Here is an 18,830-nt window from a genome sequence, read left to right as displayed (position 1 = left end):
GGCTCCTCGGCGATGAGGGTGTCGATGGGTGGAACACCTCCGACCTTGCTCACGAGGTGCTGCCAGATCGACGCCAAACACTGCCAAGGACTGCCAAGCCCTGGTCAGGGGGATTTTCTGCGGCGCGAACCTATCGGCCGGCCGAGCCCGCCACTGGCACCAGGTCACCGCGAAGGTCCGCGGCGATCACCCGCGCCGCGGCGTTCTGCCAGTTGTGCAGCGAGCGCTGCGGTACCTCGGTGACGAACCACTGCCAGGCCTGCCGGGCAACGGGATCCAGCCCGGCGGCGGTGGCGTTCTGCGCGTAGGCGCGGACCCCGACGACGTAGGGGAAGTACAGCGAGTTGTAGTGGCGCCACTGCTCGGTGGTGCCGAAGTCACCGCTGTCGCGGGGCTTGAGCGCGGCGATGCGGTCGGCCAGCAGCGCCTTGAGTTCGTTCGCGCGTTCCAGCGGCTGGTCCGGCGCCCCGCGCTCGGCCAGCCGGGCATCGATCGTCGGTAGTGCGGTCAAGGGACTCGCCACCAGTTTGGACAGGTCGGCGTAGTGGCCGAGGGCGCGCCGGGTGAGCCGCGTGAAGGCGTCCTCGTCGATGCCGCCCAAGGGGTGGTCCGATCGCAGCGGCAGCGCGGCCTCGGTCTGGCGCAGTGCCTCACGGTCGGCCCGCAGGTCCGGCGACCGGGAGAAGGCCAACCGGTCGAACAACCCGGCCAGTGGATCGGCGAGCACTTCCACGGCGACCGCGACCGCCAGGCTGGTGAACAGCAGGATCGTCATGACGGTACGGCCGGTCCCGGCGTCGAGCACGGTCATGCCGATCAGGGCCTGCGCGGCGAACGGAACCGCGATCACCAATGTCCCGATGATCGAGCGGCGCATGTCCGCGCGTAGCGCCTGGCCCTCGTCGAACGCGTCCCAGATCGCGACCGCGACACCGAGCAGCGCGACGTCGAATCCGGTGGAGGCCAGGGCCAGCCAGCTGGGTACCAGCCCGAGTGGGATCACCAGGATGGCGTTGCCCAGCGCGAAGAACAGCGTCGCGACGATGATGAAGCCGACCACCGACCCGGGTTTGGCGCCGCCGACCACGGCCTTGATCATCGCCCCGAGCGAGGACAGCGAGATCACCGCGAACATCACCCAGTGACCGGTCCGCAGCGGACCGTCGACACTGCCCGCGAGTCCCGCCCCGGCCAAGGCCAGAACCGCGACGGTGAAGATCGCGGCGATCTCACCCGCGCGGGACCGGAACGTGTCGGCCGGCCGGGCGAGTTCGACCATGACCGCGAACCAGGCGATTCCCGGCACCGCCACCAGATAGATCTCGATGCGGCTGAGCACTTCCGAGCCGGTGACGAGCCGGACCGCGTCGAGCGCGACGACGAGCGCGAAACTGGTCAGCCCGATCGCCGCGAGGGCGAGGACGGGCTTACGCGGGTCGCGGGCGAGCAGGTAGAGACCCAGCCACCAGCTGAGCGTGAAGACCACTGCCGACAGCGCAGCCATAGGTTCAGTTTGGCACTACTTGCCGAATCTGCGATGCCGGGCCGTGTAATCGCGCAATGCGCGCAGGAAGTCGACGCGGCGGAAGGCGGGCCAGTACGCCTCGGTGAACCACATCTCCGAATATGCGCTCTGCCACAACAGGAATCCGCTGAGCCGTTGCTCACCTGAGGTGCGGATGACGAGGTCCGGGTCGGGTTGGCCCGAGGTGTAGAGGTTCTCCGAGATCGCGTCGACGGTGACGGCTTCGACGAGTTGTTCGGCGGTGGCGCCGTTGGCCAGTTCCTTCGACAACAGCGAACGCACGGCGTCGACGATCTCCTGGCGGCCGCCGTAGGCGACGGCGACATTCACATGGAACTTCCCGCCCCTGCCGTTGGTCGATTCGACGGCCTCCCGCAGCCTGCGGGCCGGCTCCTCCCCCAACAACTCCAGGTCACCGACGGTGCGCACCGTCCAGGTGTTCGACGGGGCGCAGATCTCCTCGACCACGTCGGTGATGATCTCGAGCAGGGCCGACAGCTCTTCGGGGTCGCGTTGCAGGTTCTCCGTCGACAGCAGGTAGACCGTCGTCATCTCGATGCCCGCGGCCTGACACCAGCGCAGCATCTCGGCGATCTTGGCGGCACCCATCCGGTAGCCGATGCTGACGTCGTCGTAACCCGCGTCACGCGCCCAGCGGCGATTGCCGTCGCACAGCACCGCGATGTGGCGGGGCAGTTCTGATCTGGACTGCGCCAGTTCCTGACGCAACCGCATCTCGTAGAGCCGATAGGCCGGTTCTTTGAGCCGCGGGGGAATGATGTCCACGAGAGTCCAGACTACTGTGAGCGTCGGGGTACACCACGGTTCTCAATGGAGGTGACATGACTGCGCCGACGGGTAGCACCAAGCCCTACCGCTCAGCGGCCGCAATCAGCCGGCCCGCGGAAGATCTCCCCGAGGCGGTCGCCGAAGGCGTCGCCCAGTTCCTGGGCAAGCCGCGGGCACGGGGCTGGATCCACGTGTATTCGGCGGTGATCGCATTCATCGCCGGTGCGGCCCTGGTGTCGGTGTCCTGGTCGGTGGAATCCACCCGGGCCGGGCTGGCCACGCTGCTCTACACGTTCACGATCGTGGCGATGTTCGCCGTCAGCGGCACCTATCACCGGGTGAACTGGAAATCCGCCAACGCCCGCAAGTGGATGAAGCGCCTCGACCACTCGATGATCTTCATCTTCATCGCCGGCAGCTACACCCCGTTCGCACTGCTTGCCTTGCCCGAATCCAAAGGCATGGTGCTGTTCTGGATCGTCTGGGGCGGGGCGATCGCGGGCGTGCTGCTCAAGATGTTCTGGCCGTCGGCGCCACGCTGGCTCGGCGTCCCGCTCTACATCCTGCTGGGCTGGGTCGCGGCCTGGTTCATCGGGCCGATCATGCACGGGGCCGGTGTGGCCGCGGTGGTGCTGCTGATTGTCGGCGGCGCGCTCTACAGCATCGGCGGCGTGCTCTACGCGCTCAAATGGCCCAATCCCTGGCCGACCACGTTCGGTCATCACGAGTTCTTCCACGCCTGCACGGCGGTGGCGGCGATCTGCCACTACATCGCCATGTGGTTCGCCGTCTTCTGACACAAAAGCCCCGCATCGCCGAAGCGATGCGGGGCTCTCGCACATGTCTACAGCTGGGTGATGTCGGCCGCCGTCCAGTAGGCCTTCATCGCGGTGATCTTGCCCTCGGCGTCGAACGTCATCACCTCCATGGGTTCGATGCGCATGGCCCCACCGACGACGATCGCGAACAGGAAGGCCGCCTCATGTCCGCCGGGGCGGAACTTGAGCAACTCGGTGGTGATCTCGCCGCCGGCGGCGGTCAGGTTCTTGTAGAAGCCCTCGATCGCCTGGCGCCCGATGTGCACCTCGCCGCTGCCCACCGGATCCTCCAGCGTCGCATCGTCGGCGTACAGCGCGGCGACCTCGGCCGCGGACCCACCGGCAACGGTGTCGAGATAGCGCTTGACGAAGGACTCCAGGGCGGCGGCATCGTGGCTCATGGCCGCGAGGCTACACGGCACCACTTCCGCCGTCTGGCGGTTCACCACCCAGCGAGACAGCAAGCTCTGCGACCGTCGTGACGGGCAGGTCGCACACCGTGCCGCGACAGACATAGGCGGCGTCGGCGCCGTCCACGCGATCGCGCCCCAGAAGCAACGGCGAGGAGTCCGGGGATCCTGGGTCACCGCCGACCACCAGCGCCCCACCCGGCGCCAGCCTGCGCGCGGCGGCCAACAGCGGCGACGACGGATCGCCCGCGACTGCGATCTGGATCGGGCCGCGGACCTGCGCCTCGGCGACCGCGAGCCAGTGCCCGCCGGACCGGGCCGCGCGCGCGAGGATCGGTGTGGCCGACGACAACGTCGCCTGTGCCGCATCCACATAGCGTGAAGACCCCGTCAGGTACCCCGCGACCTGCAGCGCCTCGGCGATCAGGGAGGCACCCGACGGCGTCGCACCGTCGATCGGATCGGCGGGCCGCACCATGAGTTGCTCGGCGTCATCGGCGGTGTCGAACCAGCGCCCGGGCTGATCCGGGGCGGCAAAATGCTCGAGCGCCAGATCCAACAGTCGAACTGCCTCGGGCAATCCGAATCCGGTGAGCTGGTACAGCGTCAGCAACGCGGTGGCCAGCGCCGCATGATCCTCCAGGATCGCCGCGCTCTCCCCGACCCGGCCGCCCAGGCTGGCGCGGCGCAGCCGGCCGTCCACCATGTGCAGATCCAGCAGCCGGTGCGCGCATTCGAGTGCCGCGGAAAGGAATTCGGGCTGCTCGAGCGCGACCGAGGCTTCGGCCAGCGCGGTGATGGCCAGGCCGTTCCACGCGGTCACCACCTTGTCGTCGCGCGCGGGCTGGGCTCGCAGCGCGCGGGCCGCCGACAACGCCGCACGCACCGATTCGAAACGGGCTTCGTCGTCGGGGTCGCGGTGCAGTTGCAGCACCGAGGCGCCATGCTCGAATGTGCCGGCTGTCGTCACCTCGAAAAGTGAAGCCGCCCAGGCTCCGTCGTCATCCCCCAGGACCGAGCGCAGTTCGGCCGGCGTCCACACGTAGGTCAGCCCTTCGCGCCCACCCGCATCGGCGTCCAGCGACGAGGTGAACATTCCGCCGACACCCAGGTCCGACACGATGAATGCCGCTGTCTCGCCAGTCACCCTGCGCGCCAACGGATCCCCGGTACGACGCGCCAGGTGTGCGTAGGCCCGCAGCAGCAGCGCGTTGTCGTACAGCATCTTCTCGAAATGCGGTACCACCCAGTGCGGGTCGACGCTGTAGCGGGCGAATCCACCGGCCAGCTGGTCGTAGATGCCGCCGCGAGCCATCGCCGAACACGTGCGCTCCACGGCCGTGCGCGCCGAGGCGGACCCGGTGCGTTCATGGTGGCGCAGCAGCCCTTCCAACAACGCCGAGGGCGGGAACTTGGGCGCCGTGCCGAAGCCTCCGTATGTCTCGTCCTCGTCGTGCAACACCGCGGCCACCGCGTGGTCGCACAGTTCCGGCCCCACCGGCGCCCCGCCGCCGGGAAGCCCCGCGGACATCGAACGCAGCTCGGTGGCGATCTGGTCCGAGGCCCGCTCGACCTCGTCGCGCCGGTCCCGCCAGGTTTCGGCGACCGCGTCCAACAGTTGCAGGAACCCCAGCTTCGGGTAGTACGTGCCGCAGAAGAAGGGCCGGCCGTCGGGGGTCAGGAAGCAGGTCATCGGCCAGCCGCCCTGCCCGGTCAACGCGACGGTGGCATTCATGTACACCGCATCCAGGTCCGGCCGCTCCTCGCGGTCGACCTTGATGCAGACGAATCCGTCGTTGAGCACAGCCGCCACTTCGGCGTCTTCGAACGACTCATGCGCCATCACATGGCACCAGTGACACGCCGCGTAGCCGATGGACAGCAGGATGGGGACGTCCCGCGAGGCGGCTTCAGCGAGCGCTTCGGGCGTCCATTCTCGCCAGTGCACCGGATTGTCGGCGTGCTGGCGGAGGTACGGGCTGGTGGACCCGCCGAGCGTGTTAGCCGCCACCCTGCTCACGTGTCTGACCCTGGTGGTCATCGGGAGTTCTGTTCACGGCGCCGCCGTCGGCGTCCTCCACGGTGCCATCGGCGGTACCTTCATCGGCCGCCTGATCGGGCTCCGGGTGTTCCCGGTCGAAGGACTCGGGAAGCTTGCGCAGGTGCCGGTTCATCGACCAGACCAGCGCGAAGGTTCCGATCAGCAGCGCCACAGTGATGAGCAGCCCGAGCGGGGTCGCCTTACCGAACTCCGGCCCGGTGTTTCGCGGTTCCTCGGCGAGCAGTGTGACCACTGCGGTCAAAGTGTCGATCATTTCTCAATCCCGGTGAACAGATCGTCTTCCGGCAGGTTCACCGGCACACGCGACCGCGCCAACTCGAACTCCTCCGTCGGCCAGAGCCGCTGCTGCCACTCGATGGGCGCATGGAAGAAATCGCCTTTCGGGTCGATCTGGGTCGCATGTGCGCGCAGCGCATCGTCACGCTGGCTGAAGTACTCCGAGCATTCAACACGGGTGGTGACCCGGTTGGCGAATATGTCGTGATCGGGGTCCCAGTGCTCAAGCCATTTGCCGAACGGACCCGTCCGGCCGTTCTTGGCGAACTCGTCCTGCAGCAGCTGCATCCGCTGACGCAGGAAGCCGTGGTTGTAGTAGAGCTTCGACACGCTCCACGGCGCGCCGGCCTCGGGGTACAGCCGGTGGTCGGCGGCCGCCTCGTAGGCCGCCACCGACACCTCGTGGCAGCGGATGTGATCGGGGTGCGGGTAGCCACCGTTCTCGTCGTAGGTGGTCAGCACATGCGGCTGGAACTCCCGGATGACCTGGACCAGGCGGCTGACCGGCTCGGCGAGCGGCACACACGCGAAGCAGCCGTCGGGCAGCGGGGGCAGCGGGTCGCCCTCGGGCAGACCCGAGTCGACGAATCCCAGCCAGTGATGTTCGACGCCGAGAATCTCGGCCGCCTTGGCCATCTCGTCGCGGCGCACCTCGGTGATCCGGCCGTGGACCTCGGGGAGATCCATCGCCGGATTGAGGATGTCGCCGCGCTCACCACCGGTGAGCGTCACGACCATGACGCGCACACCTTCAGCCGCATAGCGCGCGGTGGTTGCCGCCCCCTTGCTGGACTCGTCGTCCGGGTGGGCATGCACCGCCATCAACCGCAGTTCACTCATTTCGCTTTCATCTAACTACGGCGTCCTCTTACCTAATCCCTGTACCCAAGTCCTCGGCCCGCTCCCTGGGCTTCGGTCACGTATTTGCCTGGCCCTATAGTTCCAGTTCTGATGATCGAACGCCCCGCCGCCCGCTACGGATCCCGCCAAATGTCCCGCCGGACCCGGCGATGGATCACGTTCGCGCTGGTCGGACTGGTGGTGGTGGCGGGTGTGATCCTCGCGATCGTGGCCTTCCAGCGGTTGGGCACCGGCGAGGTGAAAGGCGAGCTCTCGGCCTACGAACTGGTCGACAACCAGACCGTGTCGGTGACGATCGGGGTGACCCGGCCCGACCCGTCGAAGCCTGTGGTGTGCATCGTTCGGGCCCGCTCGATCGACGGCAGCGAGACCGGCCGGCGGGAAGTCCTGGTCGGTCCGTCCGACCAGACGGTGGTGCAGGTGACGACGGAAGTGAAATCCAGCCGACCCCCCGTGATCGGCGATGTCTACGGTTGCGGGACGGATGTGCCGTCCTACCTGGTAGCGCCCTGATTTTGACGTCCGCAACCCTGGTCGGACAGCGATTACATGAAGATTCGTTGGCCGCTCGGTGGTACGATTGTGCGATACACGGTTCCTCGCTGGGGCCGTGTATTGCTGCATTAGCACTCAGTTAGACGCTGACGCCCGCGGCAATACACGCAGCCTGTCCCCGGCCGGAAACAACGGACTTCGTACGCGAGGAAGGCGCAAGAGCGCCGCAAGAGCAAGACAGACAGGAGCGCGAGAACATGACCGACACACAGGTCACCTGGCTCACTCAGGAAGCATTCGACCGGTTGAAGGCGGAGCTGGATCAGCTGATCGCCAACCGGCCGGTGATCGCCGCCGAGATCAACGACCGTCGCGAAGAGGGCGATCTGCGCGAGAACGGTGGCTACCACGCCGCCCGCGAGGAGCAGGGCCAGCAGGAGGCCCGCATCCGCCAGCTGCAGGAGCTGCTCAACAACGCCAAGGTCGGCGAGGCACCCAAGCAGTCCGGTGTCGCGCTGCCCGGTTCGGTCGTCAAGGTCTACTACGACGACGACAAGAGCGACACCGAGACGTTCCTGATCGCCACCCGCCAGGAGGGCATCAGCGACGGCAAGCTCGAGGTGTACTCCCCCAACTCACCGCTGGGCAGTGCGCTGATCGACGCCAAGGTCGGCGAGTCGCGCACCTACACCGTGCCCAACGGCAACACCGTCAAGGTCACCCTGGTCAGCGCCGAGCCTTACCACGCCTGACGGGACGGCCCGGGCCGAAGCACTACAGTCGGGGAAATGGCGCAAATCGCCGAAGACCTGTTCTTGCTGTTGCTGGACAACGCAGCCGCGCAGCCCGGGCTCGACCGTAACCGCAGGGAGAAACTGCTCAGCGCCGCAGTATTGCTGGATCTGGCGTACGCGTGCCGGATCCGTCCTGCCATGGCCGGCGAACCGATCGAGGCCGGTCGGCTGATCGCGCTCGCCGGCGATTGGCCCGTCGATCCGGTCGGCGACCCGGCGTTCGAACTGCTCCAACGCCGGCCGCTCGCGGCCGATACCGCGCTGTCCAAGCTGGGCAGGCACACCCAGCCCACCCTGGAACTGCATCTCGAGCGCCTCGGGCAGATCCGCCGAGTCCGCATGCCCGGCAAGGGCTTTCCGGGCAGGACGGTCTACTGCTGGCCTCTGACCAACCGGGATCGGGTCAGCCAGACCCGCGCGGCCCTGCTGGCCGCGTTGTTCGACGGCGACAACCCGGTGCCTGCGATCGCCGCGATCATCTGCCTGCTGCACGCGGTGGACGGCCTTGGCGCCGTGCTGAGCCTCAACGACCGGGGCTGGCGCTGGGTGCATGCCCGGTCGACCGAAATCGCCACGGGCATTTGGGTGGACGAGACCGCGTCGTCACTACCGGAGATGAATCTGGCAGTGACGACGTCGGCGTTGCGTCCGGCCCTGATGGCCTAGCCGCCACGTGCCCTAGGACAGGGCCTGCTCCAGATCGGCCAGCAGATCGGCGGCATGCTCGATGCCCACCGACAGCCGCACCAGATTGTCGGGCACCTCGAGCTGCGAACCCGCGGTCGACGCGTGGGTCATGGCGCCGGGGTACTCGATCAACGACTCCACTCCGCCGAGCGACTCGGCGAGAATGAAAAGCTCGGTACGCGAGCACAGTTCACGTGCGGCACGAGGTCCACCGCGCAGCTGCAGGCTCACCATGCCGCCGAAAGCGGACATCTGACGGGCCGCCACATCGTGGTTGGGGTGGCTGACCAGCCCGGGATAGAGCACGGTCTCCACCGCTGGGTGCCCGTCGAGGAATTCGGCGATCAGCGCGGCGTTTTCGCTGTGCTGACGCATCCGCAGCACCAGCGTCTTGAGTCCACGCATGGTCAGGTACGCGTCGAACGGCCCCGGCACCGCGCCGGCGCCGTTCTGCAGGAACGCGAATGCCGCGTCCAGTTCCTCGTCGTTGGTCAGCAGCGCGCCGCCCACCACATCGGAGTGCCCACCGATGTACTTGGTGGTCGAGTGCAACACGATGTCGGCACCCAGCAGCAGCGGCTGCTGCAGCGCCGGGGAAGCAAACGTGTTGTCCACCAACACCTTGACGCCCGAGGACGAGGCGATCTGCACGATCGCGGGGATGTCGGCGACGCTCAGCAGCGGGTTGGTCGGTGTCTCCACCCAGATCAGCCGGGTGCGCGGGGTCAGCGCCGACCGCACCGCGTCCAGGTCGCTCAGCGGAACGGGGGTGTGCGTGACGCCCCACTGCGAGAACACCTTGTCGATGAGCCGGAACGTGCCGCCGTAGGCGTCGTCGGGGATCACCACATGGTCGCCGGGCCGCAACACCGCGCGCAGCGCACAGTCGGTGGCGGCCATGCCCGAGCTGAACGCGCGCCCGTAGGCGGCTTCCTCGACCGCGGCCAATGCCGCTTCCAGGGCCTGTCGCGTCGGGTTGCCGGTGCGGGCGTACTCGAATCCGCCACGCAGGCCGCCGACGCCGTCCTGGGCGAAGGTCGAACTCGCGTAGATCGGGGTGTTGACGGCTCCGGTGCCCGGGTCGGGTCGGTAACCGGCGTGGATGGCTTTTGTGGCCAGACCGTGCCACCTGCGCTGTTCACTCATAACGGGTCGAGCCTATCGGGGTGGGCTCGAGCGCGCCCGGCCCACCACCTCCTCCGACGGTTCAGCTACGCAGCTTCCGGCCGTACTGGTCGGGAATCGATCGGGTGAACATCATCACCGAGTCCACCAGGGCCCAGATTCCGACGCCGAGACAGATGAAGATTCCGACGATCAGCCACGACGTGGCGATGCCGAGGATGGTCAGCCCCAGCTGGATCGCACCGATGTTGGTGGAACCGATGTAGAAGCGTCCGACGCCCAGGCCACCCAGGAAGAACTGCAGGAGGCCGGCGGTGATGGCCGATTTGTCGGACAGCGGCTCACCGGTGAGCGGGTCTCGACCGTACGGCGCCGACGGGTCGACGGGATAGGCACCGTAAGGCTGCGGCTGCCCCGGGTACCCCGGCGGCGGGCCCTGCGGCGGATACCCGGCCGGCGGACCCTGGGGCGCATAACCGCCGTACGGCGGAACCCCTTGCGGCGGCATGCCTTGCGGAGGTACACCCTGCGGCGGCATGCCCTGCGGAGGAACACCCTGGGGAGGTACGCCCTGCGGCGGCATCCCGTACATATCTCCGGGCTGATTTGGCATAGACATTGAGGCCACGACTTTCTCGAATGCACCGAGCGGATGGGTTCGGCAGGCTAGCTCACATGATGTCACGACCACAACGCCCACGGCGCAGGCGTTTCTGCCCTGTGCGCCGTGGGCGTCGAGTTCGGTTCGGTTACTGCGACAGTGCTGCCACCGGGCCGCCACTGAGCCGACGCCAGGCGTACACCTGGATCAGGAGGATCAGCGGGATCGCCACGATCAGGCCGAGCCCGCACGGGATCGCGCCGACGATCGCGATGGCGAGCATCACGAGCACCGTGAGCAGTACCGTGCCGAAGTTGGGCTTGACGAGTTCGAAGCTCGCCTTGACCGCGTCGACTGCCTTGAGATTGCGGTCCACTGCGGCCACCGTCGTGAACAGGAACAGCACACCGATGGCCACATCGGCGATGAAGGACAGCGGCATGGTCAGGAACCAGAGCCCGGGCATGAACATCGTCGGGAGCTGCAGCACGAAGTTGACCGCGAACGTGATCGCACCGACGATCACCGTCGCAAGGATCACGTTGGTGACATTGCGCGGCTTGAAGAACGATCCGATCGACACGGGCTGCCCATTGGCGATGTCGAGCAGACCCGCGGTGTAGGCCGCGGCGATCCATCCACTGAGGATCAACATCACGATCCCCCCGATGAACATCACGATGGCGCCCGGGACCGAGAGATTGTTCGAGGCCGCGAAACTGAAGCCGTCTTCATAGGTCTCGTAGCTGCTGGTGGAGTCGGGCGAAACCGCGGCTGCGATCAGCGTGATGACAACCCAGACGGCAGCCGACGCCGCCCCGAACACCAGACCCGGCACGATGAGCTCGACCGGATGCTTGAGGAACTTGTTCCAGGCCCATGAGAACGCGTCACCGATGTTGTACGGCGCGACGCCGAAGCCGGTGCCGCCGGCGGGCGGGTAGCCCGGGGCCTGATATCCGGGCGGCGGATAGCCACCGGGAGGCGGATAACCGCCGGGGGCGGGATAGCCACCGGGCGGTGGGTAGCCGCCACCCTGCGGCGGGGGCGGCGGTGGGTAACCGCCCTGTCCTGGGGGCGGCGGGTAACCGCCGGGAGGAGGCGGCGGCGGGTAGCCGCCACCGGGCGGCGGAGGAGGCGGGTAACCACCTTGCTGAGGCGGAGGCGGAGGCGGGTATCCACCCTCTGGCGGCGGCGGGTAATTCCCGGGCGGGGGCGGTTGATCGGTCACGTCGAAAGCTCTCCTCATCTGCCGATAGCGCTCCGCGGACGGACGCTACTTTCTGCCAGCACCTAGATGTACAGACTGCTCCACAGGCAGATTACGCACCGTGAACCCCGTTTGACAGGTCAACACGAGCGCATTCGCTGGGCGCAGCGGGACGGCCGTCGCCATGGGCGGTGATGGCTACTGAGTTTGCTAGCCCTAGGCCAGCTCACCCTAGCTGAGAAGTAGCTGGAGACAAGGTATTCCACGGCGCGAGGTACCGCGACGTGTCTAGTGCCTGCCGCCGCCCTCGGAGAGGAAGCCGAGCAGATCGTGGCGGGTGAGCACTCCGACGGGCTTGCCCTCCTCGACCACCATCACCGCGTCGCACTCACGCAGCGTCTTGGCCGCGGTGGAGACCAACTCCCCCGCACCGATGAGCGGCAACGGCGGGCTCATGTGTTGGGCGACGGCGTCGGCCAGCTTGGCTCGGCCCTCGAACACCGCGGACAGCAGTTCGCGCTCGGACACACTGCCCGCGACCTCGCCCGCCATCACCGGAGGCTCGGCACCGACCACCGGCATCTGCGAGACACCGTATTCACGAAGAATGCCGATCGCGTCGCGCACCGTCTCCGACGGGTGGGTGTGCACCAGGTCGGGCAGCGCCCCGGACTTGCCGCGCAGCACGTCGCCGACAGTGGACTGCTCGATCGAGCCGTCCAGCCGATTGCGCAGGAATCCGTAGGACGACATCCATGCGTCGTTGAAAATCTTTGAGAGATAACCACGTCCGCCGTCGGGCAGCAGCACCACGACGACCGAGTCCGGGCCGGCCTTGCGGGCCACCTCGATCGCGGCCACCACTGCCATCCCGCAGGATCCACCGACCAGCAGCGCCTCTTCGCGGGCCAGTCGCCGGGTCATGTCGAACGAATCGGCGTCGGACACCGCGATGATCTCGTCGGGCACCGAGGGGTCGTAGGCCGACGGCCAGAAGTCTTCGCCGACACCTTCCACCAGGTAGGGGCGGCCGGTACCGCCCGAGTACACCGAGCCCTCCGGATCGGCGCCGATGATCTTCACCTTCCCGTCCGATACCTCCTTGAGGTAGCGGCCGGTGCCCGTGATGGTGCCCCCGGTGCCGACGCCCGCGACGAAGTGCGTAACCGTGCCGTCGGTGTCGGCCCAGATCTCGGGACCCGTCGTCTCGTAGTGACTCTCCGGCCCCATCGGGTTGGAGTACTGGTCGGGCTTCCAGGCGCCGTCGATCTCCTCGACGAGACGGTTGGAGACGCTGTAGTAGCTGTCCGGGTGGTCGGGCGGCACCGCCGTCGGGCACACCACGACCTCGGCACCGTAGGCGCGCAACACATTCTGCTTGTCCTCGCTGACCTTGTCGGGGCAGACGAAGATGCACTTGTAGCCGCGCGTCTGGGCCACGAGCGCCAGGCCGACGCCGGTGTTGCCGGACGTCGGTTCGACGATGGTGCCGCCGGGCTTGAGCTCACCGCTGGCCTCGGCGGCGTCGATCATCTTGGCCGCGATGCGGTCCTTGGAGCTGCCGCCGGGGTTCAGGTACTCGATCTTGGCCAGGACCCTGCCGGACCCTTCGGGGACAACTGAGTTCAGCTGGACCAGCGGGGTGTTGCCGATGAGCTCACTGATGTGCCTGGCGATGCGCATGCGTCAATGGTCTCAGGCCCGCCGAAACCTCACCAGGTGGCCTCTCGAATGTATTCGCCGATCTGGCGCAGCGAGCGCTTGGCTTCGGACACCAGAGGCGACGCGAGCTGGAAGACATGCATCTGACCGGGCCAGATCCGGAGCTCGACGGGAACCCCGGCGGCGGCCAGCATGTGCGCGGCCTTTCGCGCATCGCTGAGCAGAACCTCCGAGCCCGACGCGTGGATCAGCGTGCGGGGCAGACCGGACTCGACATGGTCGAGCGGTTCGTAGACCTGCTCGCCATTGCGCTTGGCCGCCGCCTCGATGAGTTCGACGAGGGCGTCGAAGGCCTTGGCCGGGAACATCGCGTCGGTGTGCATGTTCGGGTGGTTGGCCCGTGACTCGTTGTCGATCTCGAAGAGCGGCGACATCGTCACCAATGCCGCGGGCATCTCGCCCTCGTCGACCAGGCGCTCGGCCAGTGCCAGCGACAGGTAGCCGCCCGCGGAGTCGCCGGCCAGCACGATCTGGTCCGGCTCGTAGCCGGTCATCCGCAGCCAGCGGTAGGCGTCGTAACAGTCGTCCATCGCGGTGCCCACCGAGTGCTTGGGCACCATCCGGTAATCGACCACGAGCACCGGGCTGTCGGCATATCCCGAGAGCGCCGTGACGATCCCGGAGTGCGTGTTGGCCCCGCAGGCCAGGAACGCACCACCATGCAGGTACAGGATGACGCTGCGTTTCCCGTCGGCCGGCAGCACACCGTCGGCGCGCACGAGCTGCGCCTTGCAGTTGGGCAGCGCGATGGTGGCCTTGATGGTCCCGGGCACCGGACGGATCAGCCGGGCGGCGAAATTAACCAGCCCGAACGGCCACGGCAGATGCGGTACGTGGCTACCAATTGCCAAGGTCGGCTTGATTGTCAGCATGGCCGCCAGCGAAACCAATCGCCCTGCCAGGCTCGGGCCGTCCTCGACCACCTCGACGGGCGCGCCGTCACTGACCGGAAACCTACGCCCGCGGAGGGCCCTAGCTGGGGTTATTCCAGCATGATGAGACCTGGATACCTTGCTCGGTGCAGTCATCGTCACCACTTCCTACGTCTTTGTAGTGCTAGGTGAGCTTCGTCACTCAGACAACCCGGGTAACTTAGCTTGACATCCGTAAACAGTTCAACAGTCAAATAAACTGAATTGATACCGGACTTGATACAGCACCGTGATCGCCACGCTGAAGCGCCACGCGGACAACCCGTCTGATCGCCTTAGACTGATCACGTGGGCACACCGCGTCGGTCGACCATCGCCCTCGCCGCTGCGGCGACGCTGGCGTCTACTGGATCGGCCTATATCGGAGCACGCAACCTGCTCAGTGGGCAGGCTGACAAGGCGCGTCAGGTCATACCCAAGTCCTGGGACATCCCGCCCCGCGCCGACGGCGTGTACGTCCCCGGCGGCGGGCCGGTCGAGAAGTGGGAACGCGGGGTCCCGTTCGACCTGCATCTGATGATTTTCGGCGACTCCACGGCCACCGGATACGGGTGCCGCGTGCCCGACGAGGTGCCGGGAGTGCTGATCGCGCGCGGCGTGGCCGAGCAGTTCGGCAAACGAATCCGCTTGAGCACCAAGGCGATTGTCGGCGCCACGTCCAAGGGCTTGTCCGGCCAGATCGACGCCATGTTCGTCGCGGGCCCACCGCCGGATGCGGCCGTGATCATGATCGGCGCCAACGACATCACCAAACCCAACGGCATCGGGCCGTCGGCGCGACGGGTCGGCGACGCCGTGCGCCGGCTACGGGCGGCGGGAGCCGTCGTCGTGGTCGGCACCTGCCCGGACTTCGGGGTCATCACCGCCATCCCTCAACCGTTGCGCACCGTCGCGCGCAACCTCGGCCTGCGCCTTGCCCGCGCCCAGGCCGGCGCCGTGCGAGCGGCAGGCGGCATCCCCGTGCCGTTCTCCGATCTCCTGGCCCGGGACTTCCACAAGGCCCCTGACCTGCTGTTCTCCGAGGACATGTTCCATCCGTCGGCGGCCGGCTACGCACTGGCGGCCAAGCAGTTGCTGCCCGCGCTGTGCACTGTCCTCGGCGAGTGGGACGGTGACGCGGCACTGGAATCCGGGGCTGCCGACACCGGGACACTGCTGACCCGCCTGGGCGGTGTCAGCAGGCTGTGGCGCCGCTCAACCGGGGTGCCCGCACCCATCGTGGTACCCGCGGGCTAGTTTCAATCTGAGTTTTCTAAGCCATTCGATCAGCAGGAGCCGTCATGCCTGAAGCCGTCATCGTTGCCACTGCCCGCTCACCGATCGGCCGGGCCGTCAAGGGCTCACTGGCCACCATGCGTCCCGACGACCTGGCCGCGCAGATGGTGCGCGCCGTGTTGGACAAGGTGCCGTCGCTTGATCCCAAGGACATCGACGACCTGATGATGGGCTGCGCCCAGCCCGCCGGTGAGGCCGGCTACAACATCGCCCGCGCCGTGGCCGTCGAGCTCGGCTACGACTTCCTGCCCGGCACCACCGTCAACCGGTACTGCTCGTCGTCGCTGCAGACCACCCGGATGGCCTTCCACGCCATCAAGGCCGGCGAGGGTGACGTGTTCATCTCCGCGGGTGTCGAGACGGTGTCGCGCTTCGGCGTCGGAGCCGCCGACGGTGCCCCCAACAGCAAGAACGCGCTGTTCGAAGAGGCGCAGGCGCGCACGATCACGCAGGCCGAGGGCGACATCAAGTGGCATGACCCGCGCGAAGACGGCCTGATCCCGGACGTCTACATCGCCATGGGCCAGACCGCCGAGAACGTCGCCACCTTCACCGGCATCAGCCGTGAGGACCAGGACCACTGGGGCGTGCGGTCGCAGAACCGCGCGGAGGAGGCCATCAAGAGCGGCTTCTTCGAGCGCGAGATCGTTCCCGTGACGCTGCCCGACGGCACCGTGGTCTCCACCGATGACGGCCCGCGCGCCGGCACCACCTACGAGAAGATCAGCCAGCTCAAGCCGGTGTTCCGGCCCAACGGCACCATCACCGCGGGCAACGCGTGTCCGCTGAACGACGGTGCCGCCGCCGTCGTCATCATGAGCGACACCAAGGCCAAGGAGCTGGGTCTGACGCCGCTGGCCCGGATCGTGTCCACCGGGGTGTCCGGTCTGTCGCCGGAGATCATGGGCCTCGGCCCGATCGAGGCCATCAAGAAGGCCCTCGGCAAGGCGGGCAAGAAGATCTCCGATATCGACCTGGTCGAGATCAACGAGGCCTTCGCCGTGCAGGTGCTCGGCTCGGCTCGTGAACTCGGCATCGACGAGGACAAGCTGAACGTCTCCGGCGGCGCGATCGCGCTGGGCCACCCGTTCGGCATGACCGGTGCCCGCATCACCGCCACGCTGCTGAACAACCTGTCCACCTACGACAAGACCTTCGGTGTCGAGTCCATGTGTGTCGGTGGCGGCCAGGGTATGGCGATGGTTGTGGAGCGCCTCTCCTAATTTCGTTCTCGCCGAGGGTGCACTCAGATCGTGAATTCACGCAATCTCACGATCTGAGTGCACAGTCGCGGTCCAAGCCCGGGCGACTCGCCCGAGTACATCTGCGGCCGAGTGCCGCTTGGCGACTCTGACTCGCGTCCATCCGAGCTCATCGAGATCCTCTGAGCGAATGATGTCGTGGGCGAACTGCGCTGGGTCCAGACGATGGTGGTCGCCGTCGTACTCCACAGCCAGCCTGTGTTCTTCCCACCCCATGTCGAGGTAGTACTGCCGACACCCGTCGACGCTTGTCACGGGAATCTGCGTCATCGGTCGCGGATACCCGGCCCGAATCAGCAAGAGCCGCAGCCACGTTTCCCTCGGCGATTGTGAACCCGGATCGTAAAGTTCGAGCGCACTGACCAACTGCCGCATACCCCGGGCGCCTCGATGCCTCTCCACGGCGAATGCCAAGACGTCGTCGGCCCGCAGTCGCGTGGCATTGCCGAGTGCGTCAAGACGCGAGACCGCGTCATCGAGGTTTCTACGCCTGCCTCTATCGAATGCCGTCCGCACCAGTGTGGTTACCGGAAGGCCGCTACGTTCGGTCACTTCGTCGTCGGCAAGTTCGCCCACCTTGTGTGTGACGATGCCGCGCGGCGGGCCGACGATTCCGCCAGATCAACTCGATCGGGAGCGTGTTGTCGACGTACTGAGCACCGTGTAGCGCTGACGCGCTGAGTCCTGCGACCACTCCCCCGCGATGCGACCACAACCAGGCTGCGGTTGCCCGATGGTGAATCGTCATCTCGACATCGCTCAGGGTGTAGACATCCGGGAACACAGCGGTGAAAGGCCCACTGCGACTGCGTAGGTGGTGCTTGCGCACCAAACCCGCCGCGACCGCCTCACTACCGACGAATGGGGTGCGCACCGTCCTACCTTCACCCACCAACCTGGTGCAGGCTCAACCGATTACGACATCTGGGGATGAACTGCACGCTGTGGATAGCCCACCGACTACGACGGTGCGCTCAGAGTGTGAAATCGCCTGCATTCACGCTCTGAGCGCACACTCGGCGCAAAAGAAAAAGGCGCCCGCAATCGCGGACGCCTTTCTCGGGGCAGGGTTGCTAGTCGTTGTTGAAGTACGACAGCAACCGCAGGATCTCGATGTACAGCCAGACCAGGGTGACGGTCAGGCCCAGGGCGATGCCCCACGCGGCCTTCTCCGGCGCGCCGGCACGGACCATCTGGTCGGCAGCGTCGAAGTCGATCAGGAAGCTGAACGCTGCCAGGCCGATGCACAGCAGCGAGAAGCCGATAGCGAGCATGCCGCCGTCACGCAGGCCCAGGCCCGCACCGCCGCCGACGCCGAAGATCGCCAGCACGAAGTTGAGCAACATCAGCGCCAGGACGCCGAACATGCCGGCGACGATCATGCGGGTGAACTTGGGTGTCACGCGGATGGCGCCGGTCTTGTAGACGACCAGCATGCCGAAGAACACGCCCATGGTGCCGACGATCGCCTGCGCGATCATGCCGACGCCGCCGACCGAGGTGACGTTGGCGATGATGAACGAAATGGCACCGAGGAACAGGCCCTCCAGCGCGGCGTAGCTCAGCACGATGGCCGGGCTGTCCTGCTTGCGGCCGAACGTCGCGACGAGGACGAGCGCCAATCCACCGAGCCCACCCACGAGGGCGAACGGCGTCGCCAGCGCGAGGTTGCCGGCCACCAGCACGTAGGAGATGACTCCGACGACCGACAGCACAGCGAGGGTGATGCCGGTCTTGGTGACGACGTCATCGATGGTCAGCGGCCGAGAAACACCCGTCTGCGGCTGCTCCAGGTACTCCTGCGCGTAGGGCTGCGCATGCACCTGCTGTGCACCGTAGCCTGCGGCTCCGGTACCGAATTGTGCGTATCCGCCCTGCTGCTTCGGCAGGCTGCGGAATACCGGGTTGCTGGATTCGCGCACCGTCGGGTTCCTCTCCTATGAGATGTTCGCTTACGAACTAGTAGCTCAACGATCGATGTTCCTG

18 protein-coding genes and 1 pseudogene are annotated in these 18,830 nt (G+C 66.9%); 6 read left to right on the top strand and 13 right to left on the bottom strand.

Going from position 1 to position 18,830, the window contains the following annotated elements; genetic code table 11:
* Positions 1-130: 130 nt before the first annotated feature.
* Together ACNQVK_RS12050 and ACNQVK_RS12045 are read right to left on the bottom strand one after the other, a co-directional pair.
* Complete coding sequence (locus ACNQVK_RS12050) at positions 131-1,504, bottom strand: hypothetical protein (RefSeq protein WP_418029695.1); 1,374 nt, start codon at positions 1,502-1,504, stop codon at positions 131-133.
* Positions 1,505-1,519: 15 nt separating this feature from the next.
* Positions 1,520-2,311 carry a (2Z,6E)-farnesyl diphosphate synthase gene (locus tag ACNQVK_RS12045; RefSeq protein ID WP_044519951.1) on the bottom strand — a complete coding sequence of 264 codons (792 nt, stop codon included), beginning with the start codon at positions 2,309-2,311 and terminating at the stop codon, positions 1,520-1,522.
* Positions 2,312-2,367: 56 nt separating this feature from the next.
* Between ACNQVK_RS12045 and trhA the strand changes: the two genes are divergently transcribed.
* Complete coding sequence (gene trhA, locus ACNQVK_RS12040) at positions 2,368-3,111, top strand: PAQR family membrane homeostasis protein TrhA (RefSeq protein ID WP_409548898.1); 744 nt, start codon at positions 2,368-2,370, stop codon at positions 3,109-3,111.
* 47 nt (positions 3,112-3,158) lie between these two features.
* On the opposite strand, the gene ACNQVK_RS12035 is transcribed toward trhA, so the two are convergent.
* The 4 genes from ACNQVK_RS12035 to mca are packed head-to-tail and all read right to left on the bottom strand — an operon-like array spanning position 3,159 to position 6,720.
* Positions 3,159-3,533 (bottom strand): nuclear transport factor 2 family protein, encoded by a 375-nt coding sequence (locus tag ACNQVK_RS12035; protein WP_044521572.1) that lies wholly within the window; start codon positions 3,531-3,533, stop codon positions 3,159-3,161.
* Between the two features lie 10 nt (positions 3,534-3,543).
* A complete protein-coding gene (locus ACNQVK_RS12030) occupies positions 3,544-5,583 on the bottom strand; it encodes a thioredoxin domain-containing protein (protein ID WP_418029694.1) in 2,040 nt (679 codons plus the stop codon).
* Complete coding sequence (locus ACNQVK_RS12025) at positions 5,543-5,857, bottom strand: hypothetical protein (protein ID WP_418029693.1); 315 nt, start codon at positions 5,855-5,857, stop codon at positions 5,543-5,545. The genes ACNQVK_RS12030 and ACNQVK_RS12025 overlap by 41 nt, the downstream gene beginning before the upstream one ends.
* Positions 5,854-6,720 carry a mycothiol conjugate amidase Mca gene (gene mca / locus ACNQVK_RS12020; protein WP_409548895.1) on the bottom strand — a complete coding sequence of 289 codons (867 nt, stop codon included), beginning with the start codon at positions 6,718-6,720 and terminating at the stop codon, positions 5,854-5,856. The genes ACNQVK_RS12025 and mca overlap by 4 nt, the downstream gene beginning before the upstream one ends.
* 111 nt (positions 6,721-6,831) lie before the next feature.
* Between mca and ACNQVK_RS12015 the strand changes: the two genes are divergently transcribed.
* The 3 genes from ACNQVK_RS12015 to ACNQVK_RS12005 all read left to right on the top strand — a co-directional run bounded on the left by ACNQVK_RS12015 (position 6,832) and on the right by ACNQVK_RS12005 (position 8,696).
* The gene (locus ACNQVK_RS12015; RefSeq protein WP_044519956.1) at positions 6,832-7,254 is read left to right on the top strand and encodes a DUF4307 domain-containing protein; all 423 of its coding nucleotides are present in this window, start codon (positions 6,832-6,834) and stop codon (positions 7,252-7,254) included.
* Between the two features lie 239 nt (positions 7,255-7,493).
* Positions 7,494-7,988, top strand: a complete 495-nt coding sequence (greA, locus tag ACNQVK_RS12010; protein ID WP_090427833.1) for a transcription elongation factor GreA — start codon at positions 7,494-7,496, stop codon at positions 7,986-7,988.
* A gap of 36 nt (positions 7,989-8,024) precedes the next feature.
* Positions 8,025-8,696 carry a GOLPH3/VPS74 family protein gene (locus ACNQVK_RS12005; RefSeq protein WP_418029692.1) on the top strand — a complete coding sequence of 224 codons (672 nt, stop codon included), beginning with the start codon at positions 8,025-8,027 and terminating at the stop codon, positions 8,694-8,696.
* A 12-nt stretch (positions 8,697-8,708) separates the two neighbouring features.
* Here the strand turns inward: ACNQVK_RS12005 and ACNQVK_RS12000 are convergent, their stop codons facing one another.
* The 5 genes from ACNQVK_RS12000 to ACNQVK_RS11980 all read right to left on the bottom strand — a co-directional run bounded on the left by ACNQVK_RS12000 (position 8,709) and on the right by ACNQVK_RS11980 (position 14,403).
* Complete coding sequence (locus ACNQVK_RS12000; RefSeq protein ID WP_418029691.1) at positions 8,709-9,863, bottom strand: cystathionine gamma-synthase; 1,155 nt, start codon at positions 9,861-9,863, stop codon at positions 8,709-8,711.
* Between the two features lie 61 nt (positions 9,864-9,924).
* The gene (locus tag ACNQVK_RS11995; protein WP_418029690.1) at positions 9,925-10,455 is read right to left on the bottom strand and encodes a TM2 domain-containing protein; all 531 of its coding nucleotides are present in this window, start codon (positions 10,453-10,455) and stop codon (positions 9,925-9,927) included.
* A 136-nt stretch (positions 10,456-10,591) separates the two neighbouring features.
* The gene (locus ACNQVK_RS11990) at positions 10,592-11,674 is read right to left on the bottom strand and encodes a hypothetical protein (protein WP_418029689.1); all 1,083 of its coding nucleotides are present in this window, start codon (positions 11,672-11,674) and stop codon (positions 10,592-10,594) included.
* A gap of 267 nt (positions 11,675-11,941) precedes the next feature.
* Positions 11,942-13,336: a cystathionine beta-synthase gene (locus ACNQVK_RS11985; RefSeq protein WP_418029688.1), complete on the bottom strand. Its 1,395-nt coding sequence runs from the start codon at positions 13,334-13,336 to the stop codon at positions 11,942-11,944.
* A 29-nt stretch (positions 13,337-13,365) separates the two neighbouring features.
* Entirely contained in the window at positions 13,366-14,403 is a 1,038-nt protein-coding gene (locus ACNQVK_RS11980; RefSeq protein ID WP_418029687.1) for an alpha/beta hydrolase, read from the bottom strand.
* 192 nt (positions 14,404-14,595) lie between these two features.
* Here ACNQVK_RS11980 and ACNQVK_RS11975 point away from each other — a divergent pair, with 192 nt between their 5' ends.
* Both ACNQVK_RS11975 and ACNQVK_RS11970 read left to right on the top strand, forming a co-directional pair.
* A complete protein-coding gene (locus ACNQVK_RS11975; protein WP_418029686.1) occupies positions 14,596-15,543 on the top strand; it encodes an SGNH/GDSL hydrolase family protein in 948 nt (315 codons plus the stop codon).
* Between the two features lie 44 nt (positions 15,544-15,587).
* A complete protein-coding gene (locus tag ACNQVK_RS11970; RefSeq protein WP_276130735.1) occupies positions 15,588-16,805 on the top strand; it encodes an acetyl-CoA C-acetyltransferase in 1,218 nt (405 codons plus the stop codon).
* 36 nt (positions 16,806-16,841) lie between these two features.
* Here ACNQVK_RS11970 and ACNQVK_RS11965 read toward each other — a convergent pair.
* Together ACNQVK_RS11965 and ACNQVK_RS11960 are read right to left on the bottom strand one after the other, a co-directional pair.
* A pseudogene (locus ACNQVK_RS11965) lies at positions 16,842-17,718 on the bottom strand (hypothetical protein).
* Between the two features lie 199 nt (positions 17,719-17,917).
* Positions 17,918-18,766, bottom strand: coding sequence for a Bax inhibitor-1/YccA family membrane protein (locus ACNQVK_RS11960; RefSeq protein ID WP_211155574.1), 849 nt, complete (start codon positions 18,764-18,766; stop codon positions 17,918-17,920).
* Between the last annotated feature and the right edge of the window lie 64 nt (positions 18,767-18,830).

The sequence above is a fragment of the Mycobacterium sp. 134 genome (genome assembly GCF_048282715.1).
Taxonomy (GTDB): domain Bacteria; phylum Actinomycetota; class Actinomycetes; order Mycobacteriales; family Mycobacteriaceae; genus Mycobacterium; species Mycobacterium septicum.
The sequence above is the reverse complement of the archived record's forward strand: the minus strand, read 5'-3'. Positions and strand labels throughout refer to the sequence as shown.